This window comes from Kribbella sandramycini (assembly GCF_013131805.1).
In the GTDB taxonomy this organism is placed as follows: domain Bacteria; phylum Actinomycetota; class Actinomycetes; order Propionibacteriales; family Kribbellaceae; genus Kribbella; species Kribbella sandramycini.
The window spans coordinates 316,477-339,405 of sequence record NZ_JABJRC010000001.1; the positions used below are offsets into that span (position 1 = coordinate 316,477).

At 70.8% G+C, this 22,929-nt stretch carries 22 protein-coding genes; 10 read left to right on the forward strand and 12 right to left on the reverse strand.

Features of this window, described 5'->3' with window-relative positions; genetic code table 11:
- Positions 1-11: 11 nt before the first annotated feature.
- The 3 genes from HPO96_RS01345 to HPO96_RS01355 all read right to left on the reverse strand — a co-directional run bounded on the left by HPO96_RS01345 (position 12) and on the right by HPO96_RS01355 (position 3,248).
- Entirely contained in the window at positions 12-1,037 is a 1,026-nt protein-coding gene (locus HPO96_RS01345; protein ID WP_171670291.1) for a threonine aldolase family protein, read from the reverse strand.
- Positions 1,034-2,407: a class II 3-deoxy-7-phosphoheptulonate synthase gene (locus HPO96_RS01350; protein WP_202885455.1), complete on the reverse strand. Its 1,374-nt coding sequence runs from the start codon at positions 2,405-2,407 to the stop codon at positions 1,034-1,036. Before HPO96_RS01350 ends, HPO96_RS01345 begins: the two co-directional genes overlap by 4 nt.
- Before the next feature lie 76 nt (positions 2,408-2,483).
- Positions 2,484-3,248, reverse strand: a complete 765-nt coding sequence (locus HPO96_RS01355) for a lysophospholipid acyltransferase family protein (RefSeq protein ID WP_171670292.1) — start codon at positions 3,246-3,248, stop codon at positions 2,484-2,486.
- A gap of 303 nt (positions 3,249-3,551) precedes the next feature.
- Between HPO96_RS01355 and HPO96_RS01360 the strand changes: the two genes are divergently transcribed.
- From HPO96_RS01360 to HPO96_RS01375, 4 genes are all read left to right on the forward strand, one after another.
- Positions 3,552-4,325 carry an alpha/beta hydrolase gene (locus HPO96_RS01360; protein WP_337796460.1) on the forward strand — a complete coding sequence of 258 codons (774 nt, stop codon included), beginning with the start codon at positions 3,552-3,554 and terminating at the stop codon, positions 4,323-4,325.
- The gene (locus HPO96_RS01365) at positions 4,309-5,013 is read left to right on the forward strand and encodes a hypothetical protein (protein ID WP_171670296.1); all 705 of its coding nucleotides are present in this window, start codon (positions 4,309-4,311) and stop codon (positions 5,011-5,013) included. Before HPO96_RS01360 ends, HPO96_RS01365 begins: the two co-directional genes overlap by 17 nt.
- A gap of 56 nt (positions 5,014-5,069) precedes the next feature.
- A complete protein-coding gene (locus HPO96_RS01370) occupies positions 5,070-6,299 on the forward strand; it encodes an ornithine cyclodeaminase, nickel-pincer nucleotide-dependent (protein ID WP_171670297.1) in 1,230 nt (409 codons plus the stop codon).
- Between the two features lie 131 nt (positions 6,300-6,430).
- Entirely contained in the window at positions 6,431-7,180 is a 750-nt protein-coding gene (locus HPO96_RS01375; RefSeq protein ID WP_171670299.1) for an enoyl-CoA hydratase-related protein, read from the forward strand.
- 149 nt (positions 7,181-7,329) lie between these two features.
- Here HPO96_RS01375 and HPO96_RS01380 read toward each other — a convergent pair whose 3' ends face one another.
- The 7 genes from HPO96_RS01380 to HPO96_RS37800 form a co-directional block, all read right to left on the reverse strand.
- Complete coding sequence (locus HPO96_RS01380; protein WP_171670301.1) at positions 7,330-9,630, reverse strand: glycoside hydrolase family 95 protein; 2,301 nt, start codon at positions 9,628-9,630, stop codon at positions 7,330-7,332.
- Between the two features lie 17 nt (positions 9,631-9,647).
- Positions 9,648-10,379 carry an endonuclease/exonuclease/phosphatase family protein gene (locus HPO96_RS01385; RefSeq protein WP_171670302.1) on the reverse strand — a complete coding sequence of 244 codons (732 nt, stop codon included), beginning with the start codon at positions 10,377-10,379 and terminating at the stop codon, positions 9,648-9,650.
- Positions 10,376-11,503, reverse strand: coding sequence for an ROK family glucokinase (locus tag HPO96_RS01390; RefSeq protein WP_171670304.1), 1,128 nt, complete (start codon positions 11,501-11,503; stop codon positions 10,376-10,378). The genes HPO96_RS01385 and HPO96_RS01390 overlap by 4 nt, the downstream gene beginning before the upstream one ends.
- Positions 11,504-11,576: 73 nt before the next feature.
- Complete coding sequence (locus tag HPO96_RS01395; RefSeq protein WP_171670306.1) at positions 11,577-12,524, reverse strand: ROK family glucokinase; 948 nt, start codon at positions 12,522-12,524, stop codon at positions 11,577-11,579.
- Positions 12,515-12,895, reverse strand: coding sequence for a hypothetical protein (locus tag HPO96_RS01400; protein ID WP_171670307.1), 381 nt, complete (start codon positions 12,893-12,895; stop codon positions 12,515-12,517). Before HPO96_RS01400 ends, HPO96_RS01395 begins: the two co-directional genes overlap by 10 nt.
- Complete coding sequence (locus tag HPO96_RS01405; protein WP_171670309.1) at positions 12,892-14,184, reverse strand: TRC40/GET3/ArsA family transport-energizing ATPase; 1,293 nt, start codon at positions 14,182-14,184, stop codon at positions 12,892-12,894. Before HPO96_RS01405 ends, HPO96_RS01400 begins: the two co-directional genes overlap by 4 nt.
- Before the next feature lie 6 nt (positions 14,185-14,190).
- A complete protein-coding gene (locus HPO96_RS37800) occupies positions 14,191-15,084 on the reverse strand; it encodes an SRPBCC family protein (protein WP_238354668.1) in 894 nt (297 codons plus the stop codon).
- A gap of 100 nt (positions 15,085-15,184) precedes the next feature.
- Here HPO96_RS37800 and HPO96_RS01415 point away from each other — a divergent pair, with 100 nt between their 5' ends.
- Complete coding sequence (locus HPO96_RS01415; protein ID WP_171670310.1) at positions 15,185-16,972, forward strand: AMP-dependent synthetase/ligase; 1,788 nt, start codon at positions 15,185-15,187, stop codon at positions 16,970-16,972.
- A 1-nt stretch (position 16,973) separates the two neighbouring features.
- Here HPO96_RS01415 and HPO96_RS01420 read toward each other — a convergent pair whose 3' ends face one another.
- Entirely contained in the window at positions 16,974-17,546 is a 573-nt protein-coding gene (locus HPO96_RS01420) for a TetR/AcrR family transcriptional regulator (protein ID WP_238354669.1), read from the reverse strand.
- Positions 17,547-17,619: 73 nt separating this feature from the next.
- Between HPO96_RS01420 and HPO96_RS01425 the strand changes: the two genes are divergently transcribed.
- The 5 genes from HPO96_RS01425 to HPO96_RS01445 are packed head-to-tail and all read left to right on the forward strand — an operon-like array spanning position 17,620 to position 22,250.
- Positions 17,620-18,615, forward strand: coding sequence for a saccharopine dehydrogenase family protein (locus HPO96_RS01425; RefSeq protein WP_238354670.1), 996 nt, complete (start codon positions 17,620-17,622; stop codon positions 18,613-18,615).
- 59 nt (positions 18,616-18,674) lie between these two features.
- On the forward strand, positions 18,675-19,586 hold the full coding sequence (locus HPO96_RS01430; protein WP_171670314.1) for an ABC transporter ATP-binding protein: 912 nt from the start codon (positions 18,675-18,677) through the stop codon (positions 19,584-19,586).
- Entirely contained in the window at positions 19,583-20,353 is a 771-nt protein-coding gene (locus HPO96_RS01435; RefSeq protein WP_171670316.1) for an ABC transporter permease, read from the forward strand. Before HPO96_RS01430 ends, HPO96_RS01435 begins: the two co-directional genes overlap by 4 nt.
- 20 nt (positions 20,354-20,373) lie before the next feature.
- Positions 20,374-21,612 (forward strand): histidine kinase, encoded by a 1,239-nt coding sequence (locus HPO96_RS01440; RefSeq protein ID WP_202885456.1) that lies wholly within the window; start codon positions 20,374-20,376, stop codon positions 21,610-21,612.
- Complete coding sequence (locus HPO96_RS01445; protein WP_171670317.1) at positions 21,609-22,250, forward strand: response regulator; 642 nt, start codon at positions 21,609-21,611, stop codon at positions 22,248-22,250. Before HPO96_RS01440 ends, HPO96_RS01445 begins: the two co-directional genes overlap by 4 nt.
- A 48-nt stretch (positions 22,251-22,298) precedes the next feature.
- On the opposite strand, the gene HPO96_RS01450 is transcribed toward HPO96_RS01445, so the two are convergent.
- On the reverse strand, positions 22,299-22,898 hold the full coding sequence (locus HPO96_RS01450) for a hypothetical protein (RefSeq protein WP_171670319.1): 600 nt from the start codon (positions 22,896-22,898) through the stop codon (positions 22,299-22,301).
- Positions 22,899-22,929: the final 31 nt, after the last annotated feature.

A 22,929-nucleotide genomic window follows, 5' to 3' on the forward strand; every position in this document is an offset into this window, starting at 1 on the left:
GAAATCGACACCTATGTCGTCAGAATCCTGGCCAGGGTCTCGGCGGCGTGCTTGCAGTCCGTGGTGGAGGCGTCGAGGTGGGTGACGATGCGGAGCTGGGTGGCGCCCACGCCGCCGACGAGGACGTTTTGCTCCTTGGCTGCCGTGACGACCTCGGCGACGGACTTGCCGGTGACGGAGAGGTCGGCGACGACGATGTTGGTGTCGACCTGGTCGGGTTTGACCGAGCCGGGGGCGGCGTCGGCGAGGAGGCCGGCGATCAGGCGGGCGTTGGCGTGGTCGTCGGCGAGGCGGTCGATGTGGTGGTCCAGGGCGTAGAGGCCGGCGGCGGCGAGGAGGCCGGCTTGGCGCCAGCCGGCGCCAAGGCGTTTGCGCCAGACGCGGGCTTCGCGGATCAGCTCGGCCGAGCCGACCAGGACCGAGCCGATGGGCGCGCCGAGGCCTTTGGAGAGGCAGACGCCGGCCGCGGCCGCTCGGGAGGCGTACGACGCCGGCGTCCGGCCCGTCGCGACGGCGGCGTTCCAGAGGCGGGCGCCGTCGAGGTGGAGCGGGATGCCGCGGGCGTCGAGCTCGTCGGCGAGCGCGTCGAAACCGTGCTGGACGGCGCCGCCGCCGAAGTTGTGCGTGTTCTCGACCGAGACGGCCGACGTCCGGACGAAGTACGGGCCGAGGTCGGGCGCGATCAGCGCGCGGATCTGCTCGAGGTCGATCTGCCCGGCCGGGGCGCTCCACGTCCGGGTGGTGATACCGCTGACGGCGGCGTGCGCGCCCAGCTCGGCGCGGACGACGTGCGCGCTGGCCTCGCTGATCAGCTCGCCGCCGCGCGGGACCAGGCCCTGGACGCCGAGAACGTTCGCGAGTGAGCCGGTGACGGTGAACAGGCCGGCCTCGTGCCCGAGCAGGCCCGCGACGGTCTCCTCGAGCCGGTTGACCGTCGGGTCCTCGCCGTACACGTCGTCGCCCAGCGGGGCGCTCGTCATCGCTGCGAGCATCCCCGCGGCCGGCCGGGTGACGGTGTCCGACCGGAGGTCGATCATGCCCGCGCGCCTCGCAGCCGCTCGGCGACCAGGAAGGCGAGCTCCAGCGACTGGTGCCGGTTCAGGCGCGGGTCGCAGGCGGTCTCGTACCGGTTGGCCAGATCTTCGGCGACGAGCGCCTCGCCGCCGCCCAGGCACTCGGTGACGTCGTCGCCGGTCAGCTCGATGTGCATACCGCCCGGCCAGGTGCCGATCTGCTGGTGCGCGTCGAAGAAGCCCTGGACCTCGTCCATCACGTCGTCGAAGTTGCGGGTCTTGTAGCCGTTCGGCGTCTCGTAGGTGTTGCCGTGCATCGGGTCGCAGACCCACGCGATCGGCGAGCCGTGGTCGCGGACGGCCTCCAGCAGCGGCGGCAGCGCCGAGCGGATCTTGCCCGCGCCCATCCGGGTGATGAAGGTCAGCCGGCCCTCGATGCCCTTCGGGTTCAGCTTGTCGATCAGCGCGCGAATGTACTCCGGCGTCGTCGTCGGGCCGATCTTCACGCCGAGCGGGTTGCTCAGCGAGGCGAGGAACTCGACATGCGCGCCGTCCAGCTGACGGGTCCGCTCCCCCACCCAGAGCAGGTGGCCGGCGACGTCGTACGGCTGCTCGGTGCGCGAGTCGATCCGGGTCAGGGCGTGTTCGTACTCGAGGATGAGGGCCTCGTGCGAGGCGTAGAAGTCGACCGTCCTGAACTCGTCGGAGGTCGCGCCGCAGGCCCGCATGAAGGCCAGCGCGCGCTCGATCTCCGAGGCCAGCTGCTCGTACTTCTGGCCGACCGGGGAGGACTTCACGAAGTCGGTGTTCCAGGCGTGCACCTGGTGCAGGTCGGCGTACCCGCCGGTGGTGAACGCGCGGACCAGGTTCAGCGTGGCGGCGGCGGCGTTGTAGACGCCGCGCAGGCGGCGCGGATCCGGAATGCGGGCCTCGGGGGTGAACTCCAGCCCGTTGACGGCGTCGCCCCGGTACGACGGCAGGGTCACGCCGTCCCGCGTCTCCTCGCCGGAGCTGCGGGGTTTGGCGTACTGACCGGCGATCCGGCCGACCTTCACGACCGGGACGCTCGCGGCGTACTGGAGGACGACCGACATCTGCAGCAGCACCCGCAGCTTGGCGCGGATGTTCTCCGCGGTCACGCCGTCGAAGGTCTCGGCGCAGTCGCCGCCCTGGAGCAGAAAGGCCTCACCGCGGGTGACGGCCCCGATCTTGGTGGTCAGGTCGTCGCACTCACCGGCGAACACGAGCGGCGGCAGCGTCCGCAGCTCGCTCATCACCTGCTCCAGCGCCGGCTGGTCCGGCCACTCCGGCTGCTGCAGCGGCTTCAGGCCCCGCAGCTCGTCCAGAGTCGGAACCCCGGGCACTTCCCCCGCACTCAACGTCGCGAATTGCATGCCCTCAGCCTATTCGAGCGCGGGCACCCGCCGCACTGCCGTCTCAATCACAGTGCGCAGCGGCCCGGCAGCGGCGTCAGGAGGCCTTTTCGTCGCCCAGGCGGAGGTGGTCGTCGATCGACTCGCCGGCCTTCAGCAGCTCCTTGGCCTTGTCGGCGTACATGTCGACGTACTCCTGGCCGGACAGCTCCATCATCGCGTACATGATCTCGTCGGTGACCGAGCGCAGCACGAACCGGTCCCGCTCCATGCCCTCGTAGCGGGAGAAGTCGAGCGGGGCGCCGATCGCGACACCGGGGCGGTTCATCCGCGGGAACAGCTTGCCCGGCTCGCGGCGCCAGATCTTCGGCAGCACCGAGCCCGGGGGCTGCAGCTTGTGGGTGTCGATCATCGCGACCGGGATCACCGGGACGCCGGCCACGATCGCCATCCGCGCCACGCCGGTCTTGCCCTTGTAGAGGCGGCCGTCGGGTGAGCGGGTGCCCTCGGGGTAGATCCCGAACAGCTCGCCCTTCTTCAGGATGTCGAGCCCGGTGTTCAGCGCGGCCAGCGAGGCGCGGCCGCCGGAGCGGTCGATCGGGATCTGGCCGATCGAGCGGAAGAACGTCGCGACGATCTTGCCCTTCAGCCCGGGGCCGGTGAAGTACTCCGACTTGGCCGGGAAGACGATCTGCCGCGGGACGGCGACCGGCAGGAAGATCGAGTCCGAGAACGCGAGGTGGTTGCTGACCAGCAGCGCCGGGCCGCTGGTCGGGATGTGGTGCAGCCCGGTCACCTTCGGCCGGAAGAACAGCTTCACGATTGGTGCAACGATGAACTGTCTGATGAGCAGGTACAGCATCCGCCTCGACCTCCGTCACTCGCCCGACACGTGCAACCGCCGACTCCAGACTGGATCTCAGTCCCATGGTCGGCGCGTCCTTCGTCCGGCACCAGTGCTCGCCGTCGCTGCAGGACACTACGTTCCAGCTTCCCCCTCAGGCAATGTCACCGCCAGGAATGTTGGCGTTGCTCACCGTGTTGTCATCTGGATGCAGACTGGATGCAGTCCAGATGCGACCATGGACCGGCGGCTGGGGAGGGCGCGTACGCGCACCGCCCGGAGCCGCCTGTGAGGATCCCACGACCGGGCGAGGAGTCGACCGTGCCAGTGCAAGCCCACGCGGAGGAGTACCGCAGCCCCGGGAGCGGGGAGAACGCCGGGATCGGCGTCCTGCTGAGTCACGGTTTCACCGGTACGCCGTACTCGATGCGCCCCTGGGGTGAGCACCTGGCCGAGCTCGGCTACGGCGTCGCCGTCCCCCGCCTGCCCGGCCACGGCACCAGCTGGCAGGAGGCCAACCGGACCACCTGGCAGGACTGGTACGCCGTCCTGGACAACGAGCTGGCCCGCCTGCGCAAGGAGCACGACCAGGTCGTCGTGGCCGGTCTGTCGATGGGCGGCTGCCTGGCGCTCCGGCTGGCCGAGGAGCACGGCGACGAGATCGCCGGCGTCGTCCTGGTCAACCCGTCGGTGAGCACGGAGGACAAGCGGATCGGCCTGCTGCCTCTGCTGGCCAAGGTGGTCCCGTCGTTCCCGCCGATCGCGAACGACATCAAGAAGCCCGGCGTCGACGAGCACGGATACGACCGAATGCCGCTGCGCGCGATGCTCTCCCTGTCGCAGCTGTGGAAGGTCACCCGGGCCGACCTGGCCAAGGTCACCCAGCCGGTGCTGCTGTTCCGCAGCACCGTCGACCATGTGGTGGAGGCGAGCTCGGCGCGGAACGTGCTGGCCGCGATCTCGTCCCGCGACGTGACCGAGACCCTGCTCGAGGACAGCTACCACGTGGCCACGCTGGACAACGACGCACCGCGGATCTTCGCCGACTCCGCGGCCTTCATCGGGCGGGTGACCAGCCGTGCCGCTGCGTCATAACGGCCTGACCGCCGAGACGTTCGCCTCGGCCGGCGCGATCGCCCCGGCGCTCGTGGAGCCGCTGCTGCTCAGCCTCGGCGAGGCCGAGATCGCGGCGTACGTGAAATCCCCGAGCGAGGTGCGGACGACGGAGGAGGCGGCCGGCGATCCGGTGCCCGAGGGGATGGAGGAGCTGTTCGTGGACGCCGGCCAGGTCGACCAGGCCCGTCCGGTCATCTCCCGCACCACCGAGGACGTCGAGTGGAAGCTGCTCGTCGAGCAGTTCAACCAGCCATCCGCCCCGGGGCACGACGGCGGCGAGAGCCCGGTGCCGCGCTGGCCGGTCAGCGAGGACGTCGACGAGAAGTACGAGCCGCTGATCGACGTACCGGCCGGGCTCGCCGTCCGCGACGAGCCCGAGGAGGAGGAGCCGGAGCGCCCGGCGCGGCCGGTCGACGACCCGCGGGACCACTACATCCCGCCCGATCCCCCGCGCGGCCCCCGGCTGGACTGGATCAGCCGCGCCGCCTGGCTCGGCCTGCTCGGCGGCCCGCTGCTCCTGATCCTGGCCGCCGTCCTGGACTTCGGCACCGGCTGGATCACCACGCTCGGCGTCGTCGGCTTCGTCGGCGGCTTCCTCACCCTGGTGATCCGGATGGGCGACCGCCTTCCCCAGGACGACACCCCCGATGACGGAGCCGTCGTGTGAGTTAGCATCAGCAGATCGTCGGACAATCTGACGTTCTTGACTGAGGGAGGTACCCCGTGCAGGTCAGTGAGACGGTTGAGATCACCGGACACCTGATGGACTCGGGGTTGCTGTCCCGGGTGCTCGACGACATCCGTGGGTACGGCGGCGAGTACACGCTGGACAAGTTCGACCTCGGCTACGACAAGGACGACCCCTCGACGGTCCGGATGACGGTCGGGGCCGATGACGAGGAGTCGCTGCAGCGGCTGCTGATGCGGATCCAGACCAAGGGCGCGAACCTGGTCGACCCCGGTACGCCGGAGATCACCGAGGTGGAGCGCGACGGCGTCTTCCCGGACGGGTTCTACTCGACCACCAACCTGCCGACCAGCGTCCGGCTGGACGGCCACTGGGTCGCCGTCCGGAACCCGGAGATGGACTGCGGGCTGCTCGTCGAGGGCTCGGCCGTCCGGACCATCCCGATGTCCGAGGTCCGGGCCGGGATGCGGATCATCACCAGCGCCCAGGGCGTCAAGGTGACGCCGCCGATCGTCGCGAACTCCGAGGAGGCCTTCGGCTTCATGGAGTCCGAGGTGTCCAGCGAGAAACCGCAGCGGGTGCTGGTCAAACAGGTCGCGGACGGGATGCGCGAGGCGAAGGCGAACGGCCAGAAGGTGCTCTGGGTCGGCGGCCCGGGCATCGTGCACACCGGCGCCGCGCCGGCCATGGTCGCGATCGTCGAGGCCGGGTTCGTCGACGTCCTGTTCGCCGGTAACGCGCTGGCCACCCACGACATCGAGTCCTCCCTCTACGGGACGTCGCTCGGCGTCGACCTGGCCCGCGGCCGCGGCGTCGAGCACGGCCACGAGCACCACATCCGCGCGATCAACACGATCCGCAAGGCCGGCTCGATCGCGGCCGCCGTCGAGCAGGGCGTGCTCACCTCCGGCGTCATGCACGCGCTGGTCAAGCAGGGCAACACGTTCGTCCTCGTCGGCTCGGTCCGCGACGACGGCCCACTGCCCGATGTGTACACCGACGTCCTGGCCGGCCAGCGCGCCATGCGCGCCGAACTCGAGGGCGTCGGCTACTGCCTGATGGCCGCGACCATGTTGCACTCGGTTGCCACCGGCAACATCCTTCCCGCGGCCATCCCGCTGACCTGCGTCGACATCAACCCCGCCACCGTCACCAAACTCGCCGACCGCGGCTCCACCCAGGCCCGCGGCATCGTCACCGACGTCGGCCTGTTCGTCGAACACCTCGCCCGCGAACTCTCCCCGGCCTACGCCGAGACGAAGTAGCCGATCCGCCAGGCCATCACATTTGCCCCCGGCCGCCGGGCTGCACGCTCGGCTGGGGCGCGGCGGGCGATTGTGACGGCGTGGCGATCCGCGCCACAGCGTTCTGCCGGCGAAGGGTGTTTGATGTGGGGATGACCGAGCTTGTGCATCTGACCGTGGCCGACGGCGTGGCGACTGTGACGCTGGACTCGCCGCACAACAAGAACGCGTTGTCGCAGCAGCTGACCGGTGAGCTGCTCGAGCATCTGGAGACGGCTGGTGCGGACGACGCCGTCCGGGTGATCGTGATCCGGTCGGCGCTCGATGTGTTCTGCTCGGGGGCGGATCTGTCCGAGGCGACGAGTGTGGGGATGGGCGTCGGCGCGCAGCGGATGGTCGACGTGCAGCGGGCGATCGTGGCCAACCCGAAGCCGGTGGTGACCCGGGTTGCCGGGCCGGTGCGGGCGGGTGGGATCGGGATCGTGGCCGCGTCCGACGTCAGCGTCGCGGGGGCGTCGGCGACGTTCGCGCTGACCGAGGTTCGGCTCGGGCTGGCGGCGGCGACGATCTCGCTGACCGTGCTGCCGCGGCTGAGCTCGCGGGCCGCGGGGTACACGTTCCTGACCGGCAACACCTTCGACGGTCTCGAGGCGGCCAACCTCGGGCTGGTCACGCTGACCGTCCAGGACGACGAGCTGGACACCGCCGTCGAGACGATGGTGGCGTCGCTGCTCAAGGGCGCACCGCAGGGTCTGCGCGAGAGCAAGCAACTGCTGAACCGGGAGCTGCTCGCGGATATCGACGCCCGCGGCAAGGACTTGGCCGAGCTGTCGGCCGGCCTCTTCGGCTCCCCCGCGGCCCAGGAAGCCATGCTGGCCTTCCTGAACCGCAAGAAGCGCTGAACCACCCCGCCCCCTTTCCTGAGCCCGCCCACAGCCCCCTTTCCTGGGCCCGCCCACACCTTTGCTGGGCTCGCCCAAGAGCCGGCGGGTCGGCCCATCGCAGGCGCGTGGCCCACCCACCGATTGCTGGGTGGGCCCACCAAACGGGGTTATAGGTGGGTGTGATGGGGGACGCCTGCGGTGAGGGTGAGGGTGGTGGTGTTGCGGGTGGCGCCGTAGCGGATGGTGCGGGTTTGGGTGGTGTCGGCCGTCAGGGTGGCGGTCGTGGTGGTTGGGGACCAGGTGAGGTCTACGGTGACGCCGCCGCGGGCTCGGAGGCCGGTGATGGTGCCGGACGGCCATTCGGCGGGGAGGGCTGGGAAGAGGTGTAGGTCGTCGGTGTGGCTCTGGAGGAGCAGTTCGGCGATGCCGGCGGTGGCTCCGAAGTTGCCGTCGATCTGGAACGGCGGGTGCGCGCAGAGCAGGTTTGCGTAGACGCCGGCGCCGCTGCCGACGTAGTCCGTCTCGGTGTCGTCGGCCAGGGTCAGGAAGGCGCGGACGAGGCGGTGCGCGGCCGCACTGTCGCCGAGGCGGGCGCGGAGGTTGATCTTCCAGGCCAGTGACCAGCCGGTGGCGGCGTCCCCGCGCAGGTCCAGGGTGCGCGTCGCTGCGGCGGCCAGCTCGGGGGTGCGATCCGGAGTGATCGAGTCACCGGGGTGGAGGCCGATCAGGTGGGACATGTGCCGGTGGTGCGGGTCCTGCTCGGGGAGGTCGGCGGCCCACTCCTGGAGCTGGCCCTGGCTGCCGATCGACGGCTCCGGGATGCGTTTGCGGGCTGCGGCGAGGCGGTCGACCAGCTCGTCGGACAGGCCGAGCACCTCCGCAGTCTGGGCGCAGCGGTCGAAGAGGTCGGCGATCAGGGCCAGGTCCATGGTGGACGACGTGGTGACGGAGGCGGGCTCGCCGTCGGCGGCTACGTAGTCGTTCTCGGGTGAGGTGGACGGCGACGTACCGAGAGTGCCGTCCGGCAGTTCGGTCAGCCAGTCGAGGCAGAACTCGGCTTGGCCGCGCAGCACGGGCCAGGCGGTGGTGAGGAAGTCGCGGTCGCCGGTGAAGGCGTAGTGGTCCCAGAGGTGGCGGACGAGCCAGGCGCCGGCCATTGGCCAGTTGGCCCACTTCGGGTTGCCGTCGACGGGGGCGGTCCAGCACCAGGCGTCAGCGTTGTGGTGGGCGACCCAGCCGGCAGCGCCGTATCGCTCGCTCGCAGTCCGGCGGCCGGCGGCAGCCAGGTGGCCCAGGTAGGTGAGGAGCGGCTCGTGGCACTCGGAGAGGTTGGTGGTCTCGGCGGGCCAGTAGTTCATCTCGGTGTTGATGTTGACCGTGTAGTTGGAGCTCCACGGCGGCTGGAGGATGTCGTTCCAGATGCCCTGCAGGTTGGTCGGCAGGCCGCCTGGGCGGGAGCTGGCGATCATCAAGTAGCGGCCGTAGTTGTAGACCAGCGCGGCCAGGGCCGGGTCAGCGTTGTGCGCCAGCCGCTGGTCGGTCGGGAGGGTGGCGGCGTCCGCCGGTGGGAGGTTGAGGACCGAGCGGCGGTAGAGGGACTGGTGGTCGGCGACGTGTTCGGCGTACAGCTCGTCCCAGCCGCGGGCCAGCGCGGCGCGGGCGCGCTCGTCGGCCTCGGCGAAGCAGGCCTCGCGGGTCTTGGTCGGGGCGGTTGCCGGGTCGACGTACCCGGTGGCGGTGGTGAGGACGAGGGTGATGTCGGTTGCGCCGGTGATGGTGTTGCCGTCGAGTACGCCGTCCGTGGTGGCGCAGAGGGCGATGGCGGCGGCCATGCCGCGGTCGGGGCCGTCGGAGTACCGGACTGGCTCCGGGACGTCGCGGTGTGGTGGTGCGACGTCTGCGGGGGCCTGGATGAGCAGACCGGTACCGTGCTCGGCCGACTGGAGCTGCGAGGTGAGGCGGGTGGTGAGGTTGATCGGGCCGGACGCCGTGACGCGGGCGACGGCCGCCTGGGCCGGGTGGCTGACGAAGACTTGCTGCTTGACCGTCAGACCTCCGATCTCGTACGTCGTCGTCGCGGTTGCGGTGTCGAGGTCGAGCCCGCGTTCGTACTGGGTGGCCGCGCCGTCGGGCGTGTAGTCGAGCAGGAGGTCGCCGAGCGGCAGGTAGGCCTGGGAGTGACCGGCGTGGAACCCGGTCGCGAGCGCTTCGGCGCGGCGGATGTCGCCGGCCGCGATGGTGGCCCGGATCGCTTGCAGAGCTTGTGGTCCGACTGCGCCTTGCGGCTTTTCGAGTGCTTCTTGGGTGGCCGGGCTGCCGGACCAGAGGGTCTCGTCGTTCAGCGAGAGCCGCTCGCTGCCGGCGCCGCCGAAGCACATCACCCCGATCCGCCCGTTGCCGAGCGGCAACGCCTCCACCCACTCGGACGCCGGACGGTCGTAGCGCAGGCTGCTCACCGGATCTCCCATGGGAGAGATCCTATGTCTCAATCCGTCAGTTCGATCAAGAGGGGAAGATGGTCGGAGGCTTTCGGCAGGTCGTCACGCACCTCGGCCGGGATCGGCACGATCCGCCCGGTCAGCTCGGGTGACAGGTGCGCGCCGTCGATCCGCTTGTGCGGGTCGGTCGAGCTGAACGTCGGGCCGGCGTCCGCGCCGAGGTCGGTGAGCCCTTCGGCCGCGAGCCGTTGCCAGACCGGGCCGTCGGGGGTCTCGTTGAGGTCGCCGACCAGGAGGAACGGCGTACCGAACGATCGGCAGCCGCGCAGCACCTGCTCCAGCTCGCGCTGCCGCCCGAGGATGTGCAACCCCAGGTGGCAGACGACCAGCGCCGCGGCCGTCGTACCGATCTGCACCCGCCCGCCGACCGCCCCACCCGGCAACTGGGTCGCAATCAACCGCAACCGCCGCCGCACGAACGGCCGCCAGATCCGCCAGTGCAACGACTGCGCCAACTCGATGCGCTCGGCAACCAAAATCGCATTCCGCGCCCCACCCGCCACATACGACAACCCGAAACTCGCCGCCATCGCCCGCCGCTTCCGCCGGGTCCCCCACCACGTCGGCGCCTCCTGCACCAACATCACATCCGGCCCACAAGCCCGCACCACCCGAGCCAGCGCCTCCCGATCATCCCCCCACCGATGCACGTTGTACGAAAGCACCCGCACCACCCGCGCACCTACGTCGTCGCGGGGGTGGGTAGGTGGGGTGGTCATGCCTCCGTGTCGTTCAGTTCGGGTTCGGGGGTGGCGGGCTGGCGGAGGGGGCTGCGGCGGGCGGCGGATTTGCGGGCGGCGCGTTCGAGGCGGGTGGAGCGGTTGCGGGCGGCGGCGGTCTTGGCGGTGACGGCGGTGGTTTTGACGCGGACGCGGCGCAGCCAGGTGGCTTCTTCGCGGGCCAGGTCGGCGGCGCCGACCATGCCTGCTTCGGGGCCGAGGACGGCGCGGACGATGCGCGCCTCGGGGCGGAAGCCGCGGCCGGTGAGGGTGCGTTTGAAGGCCTCGCGAGCGGGGGCGAGCAGCAGCTCACCCGCGTCCGAGACGCCGCCGCCGATGACGAACGTGCCGGGGTCGAGCGCGGCGGCCAGGTTGGCCAGGCCGATGCCGAGCCAGCGGCCGACCTCCTCGAGCAGCTCGACGGCGACCGGGTCGCCGTCCTTGGCCAGCTCGGTCACCATCGGGCCGTTGATCTTGCGTGGGTCGCCGCCGGCGGCGCGGAGCAGGTTGTGCGCGACCGGTGAGCCGGAGAGCGCCAGCTCGCGCGCCTCGCGGGTGAGCGCGTTGCCGGAGGCGTACTGCTCCCAGCAACCGCGGTTACCGCACTCGCAGCGGTGACCGCCCGGCACGACCTGCATGTGCCCGAACTCGCCCGCGATGCCGAACTTGCCGCGCTGCAGGGCGCCGTCGTTCAGGATGGCGCCGCCGATGCCGGTGCCGAGCGTGACGCACACGAGGTGGCTCTCACCCTGCCCGCCACCGAACCGCCACTCCGACCAGGCGGCCGCGTTCGCGTCGTTCTCCACGACGACCGGCAGACCGAGCCGACGCTCGACCGCATCCCGCAGCGGCTCGTGCCGCCACGCCAGGTGCGGCGCGAACAGCACCGAGGACCGCGTCCCGTCGACGAACCCGGCCGCGCCGATCCCGACCGCGATCACATCGTGCCGCGACTCCAGGTCGCGCACGATCTCCGCGATCGCGTCCTCGGTCTCCCGCGGATCCTTGGTCGGCGTCTCCCGGCGCAGCCGATCCAGAATATTTCCCTCCGGATCCACCACCCCGGCCGCCACCTTCGTGCCGCCGATGTCGATCCCGATCGTCAACGCCTGCGTCAGCGCCACACGAGCCTCCTAGTCGTGCCCCCCGCAGTACCCCCAGTATCCCCCGCTCCCCCGGTCACCAGCCCACCGTCCGTCATTTGATGCGGGCCAGGTCGGCGGCGCCGATCAGGCCGGCGTCGTTGCCCAGGAGGGCTATGCCGAAGGTCGGGTGGGGGCGGTTGGAGCGGGCGGGGAGGTTTTTTTCGAAGGCGATCTGGGCGGAGGTGAGGATGAGGTCTTCGGCCGCGCTGACGCCGCCGCCGATGACTACGACGGAGGGGTCCCAGAGGGTGGCGATGCTGGCGAGGCCTTCGCCCAGCCAGCGGCCCAGGTCTTCGAGGAGTTCGACGGCGAGGGGGTCGCCGTTGGTGGCGGCGGCGGTGATCATGGGGCCGGTGAGGTCGGCGGGGTCGGTGATGCCGCAGACGCTGAGGAGCTGAGCGGCGGCGGGTGAGCCGGATTCGGCCTGGGCGCGGCCTTCGCGGACGAGGGCGCGGCCGGAGGCGTACTGCTCCCAGCAGCCGCGGGCGCCGCAGCCGCAGCGGTGACCGCCGGGGACGACGCGCATGTGGCCGAGCTCGGCGGCGACGCCGTGGGCGCCGCGCAGCAACCGGCTCTCGCTCACGACACCGCCGCCGATCCCGGTGCCGACGGTGACGCAGACCATGTGCTCGACGTGTTTCGCAGCGCCGTAGGCGAACTCGCCCCAGGCGGCGGCGTTGGCGTCGTTCTCGACGACGACGGGGATCTTCAGCTCCGCGGCGACCCGGGCGCCGAGCGGCTCGTCGCGCCAGGCCAGGTTCGGCGCGAACAGGACGGTCGAGCGGTCGGAGGAGACGAACCCGGCGGCGCCGATCCCGACGGCCTCGATCTCGTGCTCACCGATCAGCTCGGCGGCCGCGGCGCAGATCGCGGCGGCGGTCGCGTCGACCGAATCGGCCGGGGTGTCGCGGTGCGCCCGGGCGATGATCGCGCCCTCGTCGTCCACCACGCCGGCGGCGATCTTCGTGCCGCCGACGTCGATTCCGATGCTCAGTCCCATGGTTCGGGGTCCTCACTCACGTCGATCCGGTCCACCTTCGGCGGAGCCGGCTCCTCCTCCTGCCGAGGAGAGCGCGACGCTGCGTCCTCCCGTGCCTGCCGGGCGGCCTCCGCGGCCGCCTCCAGCAGCGAACGTACCGACCCGAGCACCTGCGCGGCTGCGGTCGACAGCTGCTCGATCGTCTCCGGGCTGGTGTTCCGCACCTTGTTGATCACCTGACAGACCGGACACCACACACAATCCGGCCCCAGCTTGTGCTCATGCTCCTCAGCCGCCGGCTCCTCCTCCGCAGCAGGCGCGCCGGCAGTCTGCAGGACGGCGAACAGCTTCGCGGCCTCCTCGGCCAGCGAACCGACGGGTTCCTTGCTCACCGGCTCTCACCGATCGCAGCCTCGCGGCCCTCCTGCTGAGCCAGATACTCAGCTGTGAGCCCCTGCGCCAGCTCCTGCGCGGACTCCAGCGTCGGCACCGGCCGCGCGACCTCTCGCGGCGCGAACCGGACCTGCAGCCGCCCGTCGTCCAGCCGCGCGCCCGCGACCACACCACGCGCCAGCGCAGCCGGCAACGGCAGGACCCGCCGGTACGACCCGACGGTGATGATCAGCTCGTCGCCGTGCCGCGCCAGCTCCAGCTCACTTGCGGAGGCCAGCGGCAACGGCATCGTCAGCGTGTACGTCCGCCCGTCGGTGTCGATGTGCCGATCGACCCACAGCGAGGTCTCGTCCGTCGCCCGGGCGAACGGGTCGTCACCGCCGTACATCTCGACGGCGAACGCCGCCAGCTCTTCGACGCCGACCGGCTCGCAGACCCGGTACGGCGACTCCCAGATCGGCAGCGGCCGGAACGAGTCGGCCACCTCCTCCAGGATGCCGCGCTGCGCGGCCACCCACTGCCGCCGCCAGGTGTCGGCGCCCGCGGCCGGGAAGACCCGGTTCGCGACGACGCCGTCCACGCGGTAGCCGTACAGCGACAACCGCGTCAGCGACCGCCGCGCCTCCGCGACGACGACCGCCTCCGGCGTCAGCACGAGCCGCACCGACGCATCCGGCCCGGCCAGCAACGTGCGGATGTCAGCCAGATCGCTCTGCAGCCGCCGCAACGCGTCGAACACGTTGTCGTCCGGAACCGGCAGATTCGACCCGCCGCTCAAGAACGGCCGGAACGTCCGCATCACCTTGCGCTCGGCGTTGAAGATCCGGTCCATGTACCAGCTCAGCGCCTCCGGCAGCGCGAGCAGCCGCAGCGTCTCCGCCGTCGGCGCGCAGTCCAGTACGACGACGTCCCACCGGCCCGAACGGACGTGGTCGCGGACGGCCAGCAGCGCCAGCACCTCCGCCGCGCCCGGCAGGACCGTCAGCTCCTCGGCCTCGATCGGGTCGACGCCGACCATCTGCAGCAGCGAGCGCAGGTACGCCTGGATGTCACCCCAGGACCGCTCGAACCGCCGCTGCGCGTCGATCTGCTGGACGAACAACAGATCGTCCACCTCGGTCGGCTCCTGGCCGACCTCGCAGTCGAACGCGTCGGACAGCGAGTGCGCCGCGTCCGTGGACAGCACCAGCGTGCGCAGCCCGCGCAGCGCCGCGAGCGTGGCCGTGCCCGCGGCCGACGTCGTCTTGCCGACGCCGCCCTTCCCTGTGTACAGCAGTACCCGAGTCACCGCGGATCAGGACTCGACGCGCTTCTTGAGCCCCTTGAGGGCGGTGTCGATGATGACCTTCTCGGCCTTGCGCTTGAGCATCCCGATCATCGGGATCGCCACGTCCACCGCGAGCCGGTACGTCACCTCGGTCCCTTCCGCGCCCTGATCCTTCAGGACGTACGCGCCGTCCATCCCCTTCACCATCTTCGCCTCGACGAGCGTCCAGGTCACCTCGTTGCGCGACCAGACGTAGGCCAGCGTGTACTCGTCGGAGATCGCGCCCGCGTCGACCTTGAAACGCACCTTGTTCGGCCGGCCGGCCTCGTCGGTGGACAGCACCTCGGTCTCGCGCATCGAGTCCGCCCATTCGGGGTACGCCGCGAAGTCCGCGATCACCGCCATGATCTCTTTGGGGGTCGCGTTGACCACGATGGTCGAGGTGGTCTGTTCCGCCATCGATTCACCTCTTAGCTGCCGGGACTTGCCAAACGAAGACTGCACCGTCGGGTAGAGCTCAGAGCGAGAGACTATCGCGGGTTGGTCCCCGGTACGTCGCTCGCCCGCGGCGCGGCCCGCTTCGGCTTCGTCCTTGAACGCCCACAGCCGCTCCCGGTACCGCCGGACGTAGCGTTCCCGCAACCGCGTCAGGGCCCGCCCGCGCAGCGGTTTCACCGGATCGGCGCGCAGGTACCAGTGGACGACGACGCCGTCGCGGACCTGCTCCAGCCACCACTCCGCCGTCCCCAGCGCGGCGCCCGTGACGATCCACCGGACGCCCTCCGCGCCGCGCCGCTCGGACGGCGTCAGCGTCAGCTCCGGCCACCACTCGCGCCACACCGCGTCCGAGCCGAGCCGCTCGGCGACGTAGGCTGGATCAGCAACGACCAAGTCGTCGCAACTGATGTCGAGCGTGGGCATGGCTATTCCTTGGGTCACATAAACCTGGCTACCTGTGGGTAAGTGACTGTAGCGTGCGCCGGAAGCCGGCAATTCGTGACGGACTGATGGGGAGACGCGGATGCGTGAGTACACCGTTCCTGCTGTGACCGAGCCGCCGACCGGCAGCCTGAGCGACGCGGTCTGGGCGAACGCGTCCGCCTACCCGGACACCGCGGTGTTCAGCCGCCGCGCAGGCGCCGGCTGGGCCGACGTCAGCGCCGCCGAGTTCGCCGCGCAGGTGACCGGGGTCGCCAAGGGCCTGATCGCGGCCGGCGTCAAACACGGCGAGCGGGTCGCCCTGCTCAGCCCGACCCGCTACGAGTGGACGCTGGTCGACTACGCGATCTGGAGTATCGGCGCGGCCACCGTGCCGATCTACGAGACGTCGTCCCCCTCGCAGGTGCAGTGGATCCTGAGCGACTCCGAGGCCGTCGTGGCCGTCGTCGAGAACGCCACCCACGGCGCCGTGATCGAGTCGGCCCGGGCCGAGGCGCCCGCGCTGCAGGAGGTCTGGCAGATCGAGGCCGGCGCGGTCGACCAGCTGATCGAGCTGGGCCGCGACGTCAGCGACGCCGATTTCGACAAGCGCCGCTCGGCCGTCGCGCCCGGCGACCTGGCCACGCTGATCTACACCTCCGGGACGACCGGGCGGCCGAAGGGCTGCCGGCTCACCCACGGCAACTTCGCCGCCGAGCTCGAGCCGGCCGTGAAGATCCTCGACGACCTGTTCGACACCAACGGCGCCAGCACGCTGCTGTTCCTGCCGCTGGCCCACGTGTTCGCCCGGATCATCCAGGTCGGCTGTGTGCTGAAGCGGGTCAAGGTCGCGCACAGCCCGGACGTGAAGAACCTGGTCGCCGACCTCGGCGAGGTCAAGCCGACATTCATCCTGAGCGTGCCGCGGGTCTTCGAGAAGGTCTACAACTCCGCCCACCAGAAGGCGCACGCCGGCGGCAAGGGCAAGATCTTCGACGCCGCCGCGGACACCGCGATCGCCTACTCCCAGGCGCAGGACAAGGGCGGCGCGTCGTTCGGCCTGAAGGCCAAGCACGCGCTGTTCGACCGGCTCGTGTTCAGCAAGCTGCGGGCCGTCCTCGGCGGCCAGGTGCAGTACGCCGTCTCCGGCGGCGCACCGCTGGGCGACAAACTCGGCCACTTCTTCCGCGGGATCGGTGTCCCGGTCCTGGAGGGTTACGGCCTGACCGAAACCACCGCGGCCGTCTCGGTGAACCTGCCCGACGACATCCGGATCGGGACCGTCGGCCGGCCGCTGCCCGGTGTGACGGTCGCCGTGGCGGACGACGGCGAGCTGCTCTTCAAGGGCGGCCAGGTGATGCAGGGCTACTGGAAGAACGACGAGGCGACGGCCGGCGCGATCGACGCCGAGGGCTGGTTCCACACCGGCGACCTGGGCGAGTTCGACGTCGACGGATTCATCAAGATCACCGGCCGCAAGAAGGAGATCCTGGTGACGGCCGGTGGCAAGAACGTCGCACCGACCGTCCTGGAGGACCAGATCCGCCTGCACCCGCTGGTCAGCCAGTGCATGGTCGTCGGCGACGGCAAGCCGTTCATCGCGGCGCTGATCACGATCGACCCGGAGAACATCGTCCCGTGGGCCACGGAGCGCGGCAAGCCGACCGACCCGGCCGCCCTCACCGAGGACGCCGAGCTGATCGCCGAGATCCAGAAGGCGGTCGACGAGGCCAACGGCTCGGTCTCCAAGGCGGAGGCGATCCGCAAGTTCCAGATCCTGCCGATCGACTGGACGCAGGAGTCCGGCGAGCTCTCGCTGAAGCTCTCGCTGCGCCGCCACATCGTGATGGCGAACCACGAGGCCGACGTCGAGGCCCTCTACACGAAGTAGCTCACCCGCGGAGGAGGTCGCCCGTGATCAGCCCGGTCAGCGCGGCGACCGCCTCGGCGGCAGTCACCCGGTCGTGATTCAGCTCGACGGCGAGCGCGTCGGCGGCGCCGAGGACGCCGACGCAGCGAACGCGCAGCGCGGCCGCGGGCAGGCCCGAGTACGGCGTCAGCGCCACGAACATCAGCTCGACGTACTCGTCGAGCAGGTCGTGCTGCGCGGCGTCGGCCTCCGGGTCGCCCTTCAGCGCGGCCGCGACCGCCCCGAACTCGGGCAGATCCGTCGCGCAGGCGAAGTAGGCCTCGCTCAGCACCTGCGCGACGGCCGCGGATGTCGCCGCCGCCGACCCGAGCGCCTTCTCGACGGCCGTGCGGTGCTGCTCGTCCAGCAGCCGGTAGAGCGCCAGGAGCAGGCCCGAGCGGGTGCCGAAATGGTCGTAGACGATCGGGCGGCTGACGGCGGCGGCCTCAGCCAGGGTGACCAGTGTCAGGCCGTCGGTGCCGCGGGCGCGGACGAGGGTCAGCGCGGTGTCGAGCAACTGCTCGCGCCGGGCCTGCTTCGACATCCGGATCGTCATAAGTCCTCCTTGCGTCCCGCCCCCAGCTTAAGCTACAACTTGTAACCTACATAATGTAGCTAAGGAGCTGATGATGGAACCCGTACTCATGCTCGGCGGTTCGGGCCAGGCCGGATCGAGTACCGCCGCGATGCTGCGGAGCTGGCATCCGGAGCTTCCGCTGACGATCGCCGGCCGCAACCCGGGCCGCGCGCAACGAGCCGCCGCGGAGCTCGGGACGGCGTCCGCGGTCACCGTCGACCTGTCCCGCCCAGGCCTCGGTCTCCCCCAGGAGGCCAAGTACGCCGCCGTCGTGGCAACCGTCTGGGACAAGCACCTGCACGGCCTCCGCTACGCCCAGGACCACGGCATCCCGTACCTGAGCATCTCCAGCGGTATGTCGGACATCGCCCCCGAGCTGGTCGCCAGCGGGCAGCGCCCGGCCGCGGCCCCGATCGTGGTGGCCAGCCATTGGGCGGCCGGCATCGTCGTCCTGGTCGCGATGGACGCCGCCCGCGCGTTCGGCCGGGTGGACGCGATCGAGATCAACGCCGTCCTCGACGAGCAGGACGCCGGCGGCCCCGCCGCGGCCGCGGATCTCGAACGCTGGGCCGACGCCGCCCCGACCGCGATGATCCGCCGGGACGGCGTCTTCGTCTGGACCGCCGAGGTGGACGTCGAGGTCCCGGCGAGCGACGGTGTCGTCCTCCCCGGCCAGCTGGCCGGGATTCTCGACGTCCCGAGCGTCGCCCTGGCGACCGGCGCGCGCGACGTCCGGTTCGCGTTCGGGATGGGCGAGTCGTCCGGGCGCCGGGCCGGCGGCGACCCGTCGCACGACGTCCGGATCGACCTCCGCGGCGCCGATCGCGACGGCGCGCCGCTGGCCCGCAGCGTCCGGCTCACGCACCCCGGTGGCCAGCGCCCGGTGACCGCGGTCGGGATCGCGCTCAGTGTCGAGCGGCTGCTCACCCTGCGCGGCGATTTGGTTGCCCCTGGCATCCACATGCCCGAGGGCCTGATCGATCCCGGCTACGCCGTCGGGCGGTTGCGGGAGTCCGGGGCGACGATCGGCCATCAGCCGATCGGCTGATTCCGGGTCGAGCTCAACGGGCGATGCGCGGGCCCCGCACCGTCCGGCAGGCTCGAGTCATGAGCACGCCACCGGTCGTCGAAGTCAGCAATCTCCGCAAGTCGTACAGCGGGCGGACCGTCGTCGACGACATCTCGTTCACCGTCGCCGAGGGCGAGATCTTCGGCATCCTCGGCCCGAACGGCGCCGGCAAGACCACCACCGTCGAGTGCGTCGAGGGCCTGCGCGTGCCGGACGGCGGACGCGTCCGCGTCGCCGGCCTGGACCCGGTAGCCGACCACGCCGCCGTCACCCGGATCCTCGGCTCGCAGCTGCAGGAGAGCGAACTGCAAGCCAAACTGACCGTTCGCGAGGCGCTGGAGCTGTACGCCGCCTTCTACCCCGATCCGGCCGATTGGCGGCAGCTCGCCGAGCGGCTCGGGCTCACCGCACGGCTGAACACCCGCTTCGGCGTCCTCAGCGGCGGGCAGAAGCAGCGGCTGTTCATCGCGCTCGCGCTGATCGGCAGCCCGCGCGTCGTCGTCCTGGACGAGCTGACGACCGGGCTCGACCCGCGCGCCCGGCGCGACACCTGGGAGGTCGTCGAGGAGATCCGGGCGCGCGGCGTCACAGTCCTGCTCGTCACGCACTTCATGGCCGAAGCGCAGCGGCTCTGCGACCGGATCGCCGTCATCGATCAGGGCCGGATCACCGCGCTCGACACCCCGAGCGGCCTGATCGCCCGGTCGGCCGGCTCGACGGTCATCTCGTTCACGCCGTCCGCGCCGCTCGACGACGAGCAGCTGGCCGCGCTCCCCGCGCTCGTCTCCATCGAGCACAAGGACGACCGGATCACGCTCGCGGGCAGCGACGAGACCGTCAATGCCGTCATCTCGCTGCTCGTCCGCAACCACATCACCGCGCACCAGCTCCGCGTCACCGACGCCACGCTGGACGACGCCTTCCTCGACCTGACCGGAGCCAACCGATGAGCACCGCCACCGCCGCGCCGCGGCGCACCTCGCCGTACGTTGCCGTGCTGCGCGCCGAGGCGCGATTGATGAGCCGGGAGCCCGGAATCCTGTTCTGGGCGGTGGGCTTCCCGCCGCTCCTGCTGGTCATCCTGGGGCTGATTCCGGCGTTCCGGGAACCCAGCGCCGGTCTCGGCGGGCTGCGCACGATCGATGTCTATGTGCCCGTGCTGGTCCTGACCGCGATCATCATGACCGGTCTGCAGACGATGCCACCCGTCATCACCGGCTATCGCGAACGCGGCATCCTGCGCCGGATGTCCACGACACCGGTCCGCCCAGCCGCGCTGCTGTCCGCCCAGATGGTTCTGACCGGCGGCATCGCGCTCGGCTCAGCCATCGTCTGTCTGCTGATCGGCCGGCTCGTATACGACGTCCGCCTGCCGCAGCAGCCGATCGCCTACACGTTCGCGCTGCTGCTCACCACAGCCGGGGCACTCGCGTTCGGCGCGCTCATCACCGCAGTGGCCCGGACAGCGAAGGTCGCGGCGGCGATCGGCTCGGCAGTCTTCTTCCCGAGTCTGGCCTGCGCAGGGATGTGGCTGCCGGTCCAAGCGATGCCCGACCTGATGGCCCGCATCGTCACGCTGACACCGTTCGGCGCCGCAGCTCAGGCACTGGGCGATGCAGCGACCGGCGCCTGGCCGGCTTGGTCCGATCTCGGCGTCGTCGCGGCCTGGGCGCTGGTCTTGTCCGCCGCGGCGATGCGTTGGTTCCGGTGGCAGTAGCGGCAGGGCAGACTGAGGTCGTGACGGCACAGTACGGCGACCTGGACCGGCACCAGCGGCTGTTCACCAAACTGGCGCCGCTGGCACTGCTCGGGCTGTCGGTCGTGCTCGGCTATGCAACGGCCGGCCTCATCATGCCGGAGCCGTGGAAGCAGACGACTGCGACCGTACTGGTCGCCGGTGCGCTGCTCCTGCAGCTGTCGTGGCTCTGGATCGGTCCCCGGCACCCCAAGCCGAACAACCTCACCCTGGCGTACTTCGTCCTCCGCTGGGCGTTCGCCGCGACGCTGGCGCTGCTGAACGGCTTCTTCGCGTTCTACGTCGCCGCGGGCTACTTCGACACCGACGGCATGATCCGGTCCCGGACCGGGCAGCGCCTCGGCCTGTTCATCTGCTCCGTGCCCATCTCGTTCGCGCAGGTCGGAGGCATTCCCACCGACGGTCCGATCGGCTGGGTCGTGTTCGGCTGCCTGCTGATCGCCAACAACGCGCTGCTGGGCTTCGTGCGGCATCTCGGCGAGCAGTCCGAGGAGCGCTCGACAGCGCGCGCCGCAGCCATCGCACAGCTCGAGCAGGCGCAGGCCGAGAACGCCACCCTGCAGGCCCAACTGCTGGTCCAGGCGCGCGAGGCGGGGGTCGCGGACGAACGGCGTCGCCTGGCCGCCGAGATCCACGACACGCTCGCGCAGGGCCTGACCGGCATCATCGCCCAGCTCCAGGCCGTCGAATCGACCAGCGATCCCGCAGTCGCCAAGGACCACATCGCCCGCGCCACCGACCTGGCGCGGGACAGTCTCGGCGAGGCGCGCCGCTCGGTGCAGAACCTCGCGCCCGAAGGACTGTCGTCGGATGCGCTCCCCGAGGTACTGCGGAAGACGGTTGCCCAGTGGGCCGAGCGGACCGGCGTTCGCACCGAGTGCACCGTCACCGGAACGACCCACCGGCTGCACGGCGAGCTGTCCGCGACGCTGCTGCGCATCACCCAAGAGGCGCTGGCCAACGTGGCCAAACACGCATCGGCGTCCAGAGTCGGCGTGACGCTGAGCTTCATGGATACCGAGGTGACACTCGATGTCCGGGACGACGGTGTCGGGTTCGACCCACTCGCGCTGCCGGTGCGTTCCGACAGCGGTGGTTTCGGACTGGACGGGATGCGGGCCCGCGCCGAGCGGCTCGCCGGTTCGCTCACCGTGGAGGCCGAGCCAGGCGGCGGGACGGCGGTCTCCGCACGCGTACCGTTGGTGGTCGACGAACGATGACAGGGGACGACGTGATCTCGCTACTACTGGTCGACGACCATCCCGTCGTCCGGAACGGCCTGCGCGGCATGTTCGAGGCCGCGGACGGTTTCACCGTGCTGGCTGAGGCGTCCAACGGCGTCGAGGCCGTCGTACTGGCCGAGGAGCACGACCCGGACGTCATCCTGATGGATCTGCGGATGCCAGGCGGCAGTGGGCTCGAAGCGATCGCCGAGCTGCGCCGTCGCGGCGCGCGGGCCAAGGTGCTCGTGCTGACCACTTGGGACACCGATACCGACACAGTGCCCGCGATCGAGGCCGGGGCGACCGGCTACCTGCTGAAGGACGCTCCACCGCACGAACTGTTCACCGGCGTCCGCGAGGCCGCGGCCGGGCGGACGGTCCTCTCCCCCGCGGTCGCGTCCCGGCTGGTCTCCGCCGTCCGCGAGCCGGCGGCCGCACCGCTGGCGGCGCGGGAGCGAGAGGTACTGGCGCTCGTCGCGAAGGGAACCTCGAACCGGGAGATCGCCCGGGAGCTGTTCATCAGCGAGGCGACGGTGAAGACGCATCTGAGCCACGTGTTCACCAAGCTCGGGGTCAACGACCGGGCGGCGGCGGTAGCAAAGGGTTACGAACAAGGGATTCTGGGCCGCGACTGACGCGTGGGGCCCGGTCCACCGGCAGGTGTGGGCCGGACCCATCTGCGGTCAGTTACAGATGGTTGGCGACATCACCGTCGTGGGGCTGTCCCACGCGGCGCATTGCACCGTCGAGTGGCCGTACCAGTTGTGGCCGAACTCGTGCGCCACCAAGAGCGCGTCGTCGTTCACACCGCCCATGTACAAGGCGATGCGCTGACCGGCGCCCCAGTTGCAGCCGACAACGTTGCTACCGCCACCGCAGTCGGTGATGTAGCCGTTGCGGCACTCGATCGGGGTGCCGCCACCTTCGGTGAGCCCCTGCCACGCCGCTGCACCTTGCCGGATGGCGGATGCGTGCTGCGAACAGGAAGCGGTGATGGTGTAGCTGCGCTGGCTCGGAACGGGCCAGCCGCCAGGTGGCGGCGCCATCACCTTCGCCTTGCCCTTCAGGCTTGCGGGCATCGGGGCGACAGTCGTGCCGTGCGGTGCGGACGCACCTTCGGCGTGGCCGGATTCGGTTTCGGAGTGGGCGGATGGGGACGAGGCCGCCATCGTGACCGGTGCTTTGTCGTCGACGACGCCGGCCAGCGAGACCGGAGCGGCATAGGTGACGACGGCAACGACCACACTGGCCAGGCCGGACAGCATCAACAGCTTGCGCGCCATTGATTCCTCCTTCTGTGGGGGGCGGTGCCTC

What these genes read in the sequence shown, in the direction of transcription:
- HPO96_RS01425 (WP_238354670.1), top strand. Translation starts at nt 17,620, where the DNA reads ATGGAACCCGTACTCATGCTCGGCGGTTCGGGCCAGGCCGGATCGAGT.
- HPO96_RS01395 (WP_171670306.1), bottom strand. Translation starts at nt 12,524, where the DNA reads ATGGGACTGAGCATCGGAATCGACGTCGGCGGCACGAAGATCGCCGCC.
- HPO96_RS01445 (WP_171670317.1), top strand. Translation starts at nt 21,609, where the DNA reads ATGACAGGGGACGACGTGATCTCGCTACTACTGGTCGACGACCATCCC.
- HPO96_RS01420 (WP_238354669.1), bottom strand. Translation starts at nt 17,546, where the DNA reads ATGACGATCCGGATGTCGAAGCAGGCCCGGCGCGAGCAGTTGCTCGAC.
- HPO96_RS01450 (WP_171670319.1), bottom strand. Translation starts at nt 22,898, where the DNA reads ATGGCGCGCAAGCTGTTGATGCTGTCCGGCCTGGCCAGTGTGGTCGTT.
- HPO96_RS01430 (WP_171670314.1), top strand. Translation starts at nt 18,675, where the DNA reads ATGAGCACGCCACCGGTCGTCGAAGTCAGCAATCTCCGCAAGTCGTAC.
- HPO96_RS01385 (WP_171670302.1), bottom strand. Translation starts at nt 10,379, where the DNA reads ATGACCACCCCACCTACCCACCCCCGCGACGACGTAGGTGCGCGGGTG.
- HPO96_RS01415 (WP_171670310.1), top strand. Translation starts at nt 15,185, where the DNA reads ATGCGTGAGTACACCGTTCCTGCTGTGACCGAGCCGCCGACCGGCAGC.
- HPO96_RS01355 (WP_171670292.1), bottom strand. Translation starts at nt 3,248, where the DNA reads ATGCTGTACCTGCTCATCAGACAGTTCATCGTTGCACCAATCGTGAAG.
- HPO96_RS01380 (WP_171670301.1), bottom strand. Translation starts at nt 9,630, where the DNA reads ATGGGAGATCCGGTGAGCAGCCTGCGCTACGACCGTCCGGCGTCCGAG.
- HPO96_RS01345 (WP_171670291.1), bottom strand. Translation starts at nt 1,037, where the DNA reads ATGATCGACCTCCGGTCGGACACCGTCACCCGGCCGGCCGCGGGGATG.
- HPO96_RS37800 (WP_238354668.1), bottom strand. Translation starts at nt 15,084, where the DNA reads ATGCCCACGCTCGACATCAGTTGCGACGACTTGGTCGTTGCTGATCCA.
- HPO96_RS01375 (WP_171670299.1), top strand. Translation starts at nt 6,431, where the DNA reads ATGACCGAGCTTGTGCATCTGACCGTGGCCGACGGCGTGGCGACTGTG.
- HPO96_RS01350 (WP_202885455.1), bottom strand. Translation starts at nt 2,407, where the DNA reads ATGCAATTCGCGACGTTGAGTGCGGGGGAAGTGCCCGGGGTTCCGACT.
- HPO96_RS01435 (WP_171670316.1), top strand. Translation starts at nt 19,583, where the DNA reads ATGAGCACCGCCACCGCCGCGCCGCGGCGCACCTCGCCGTACGTTGCC.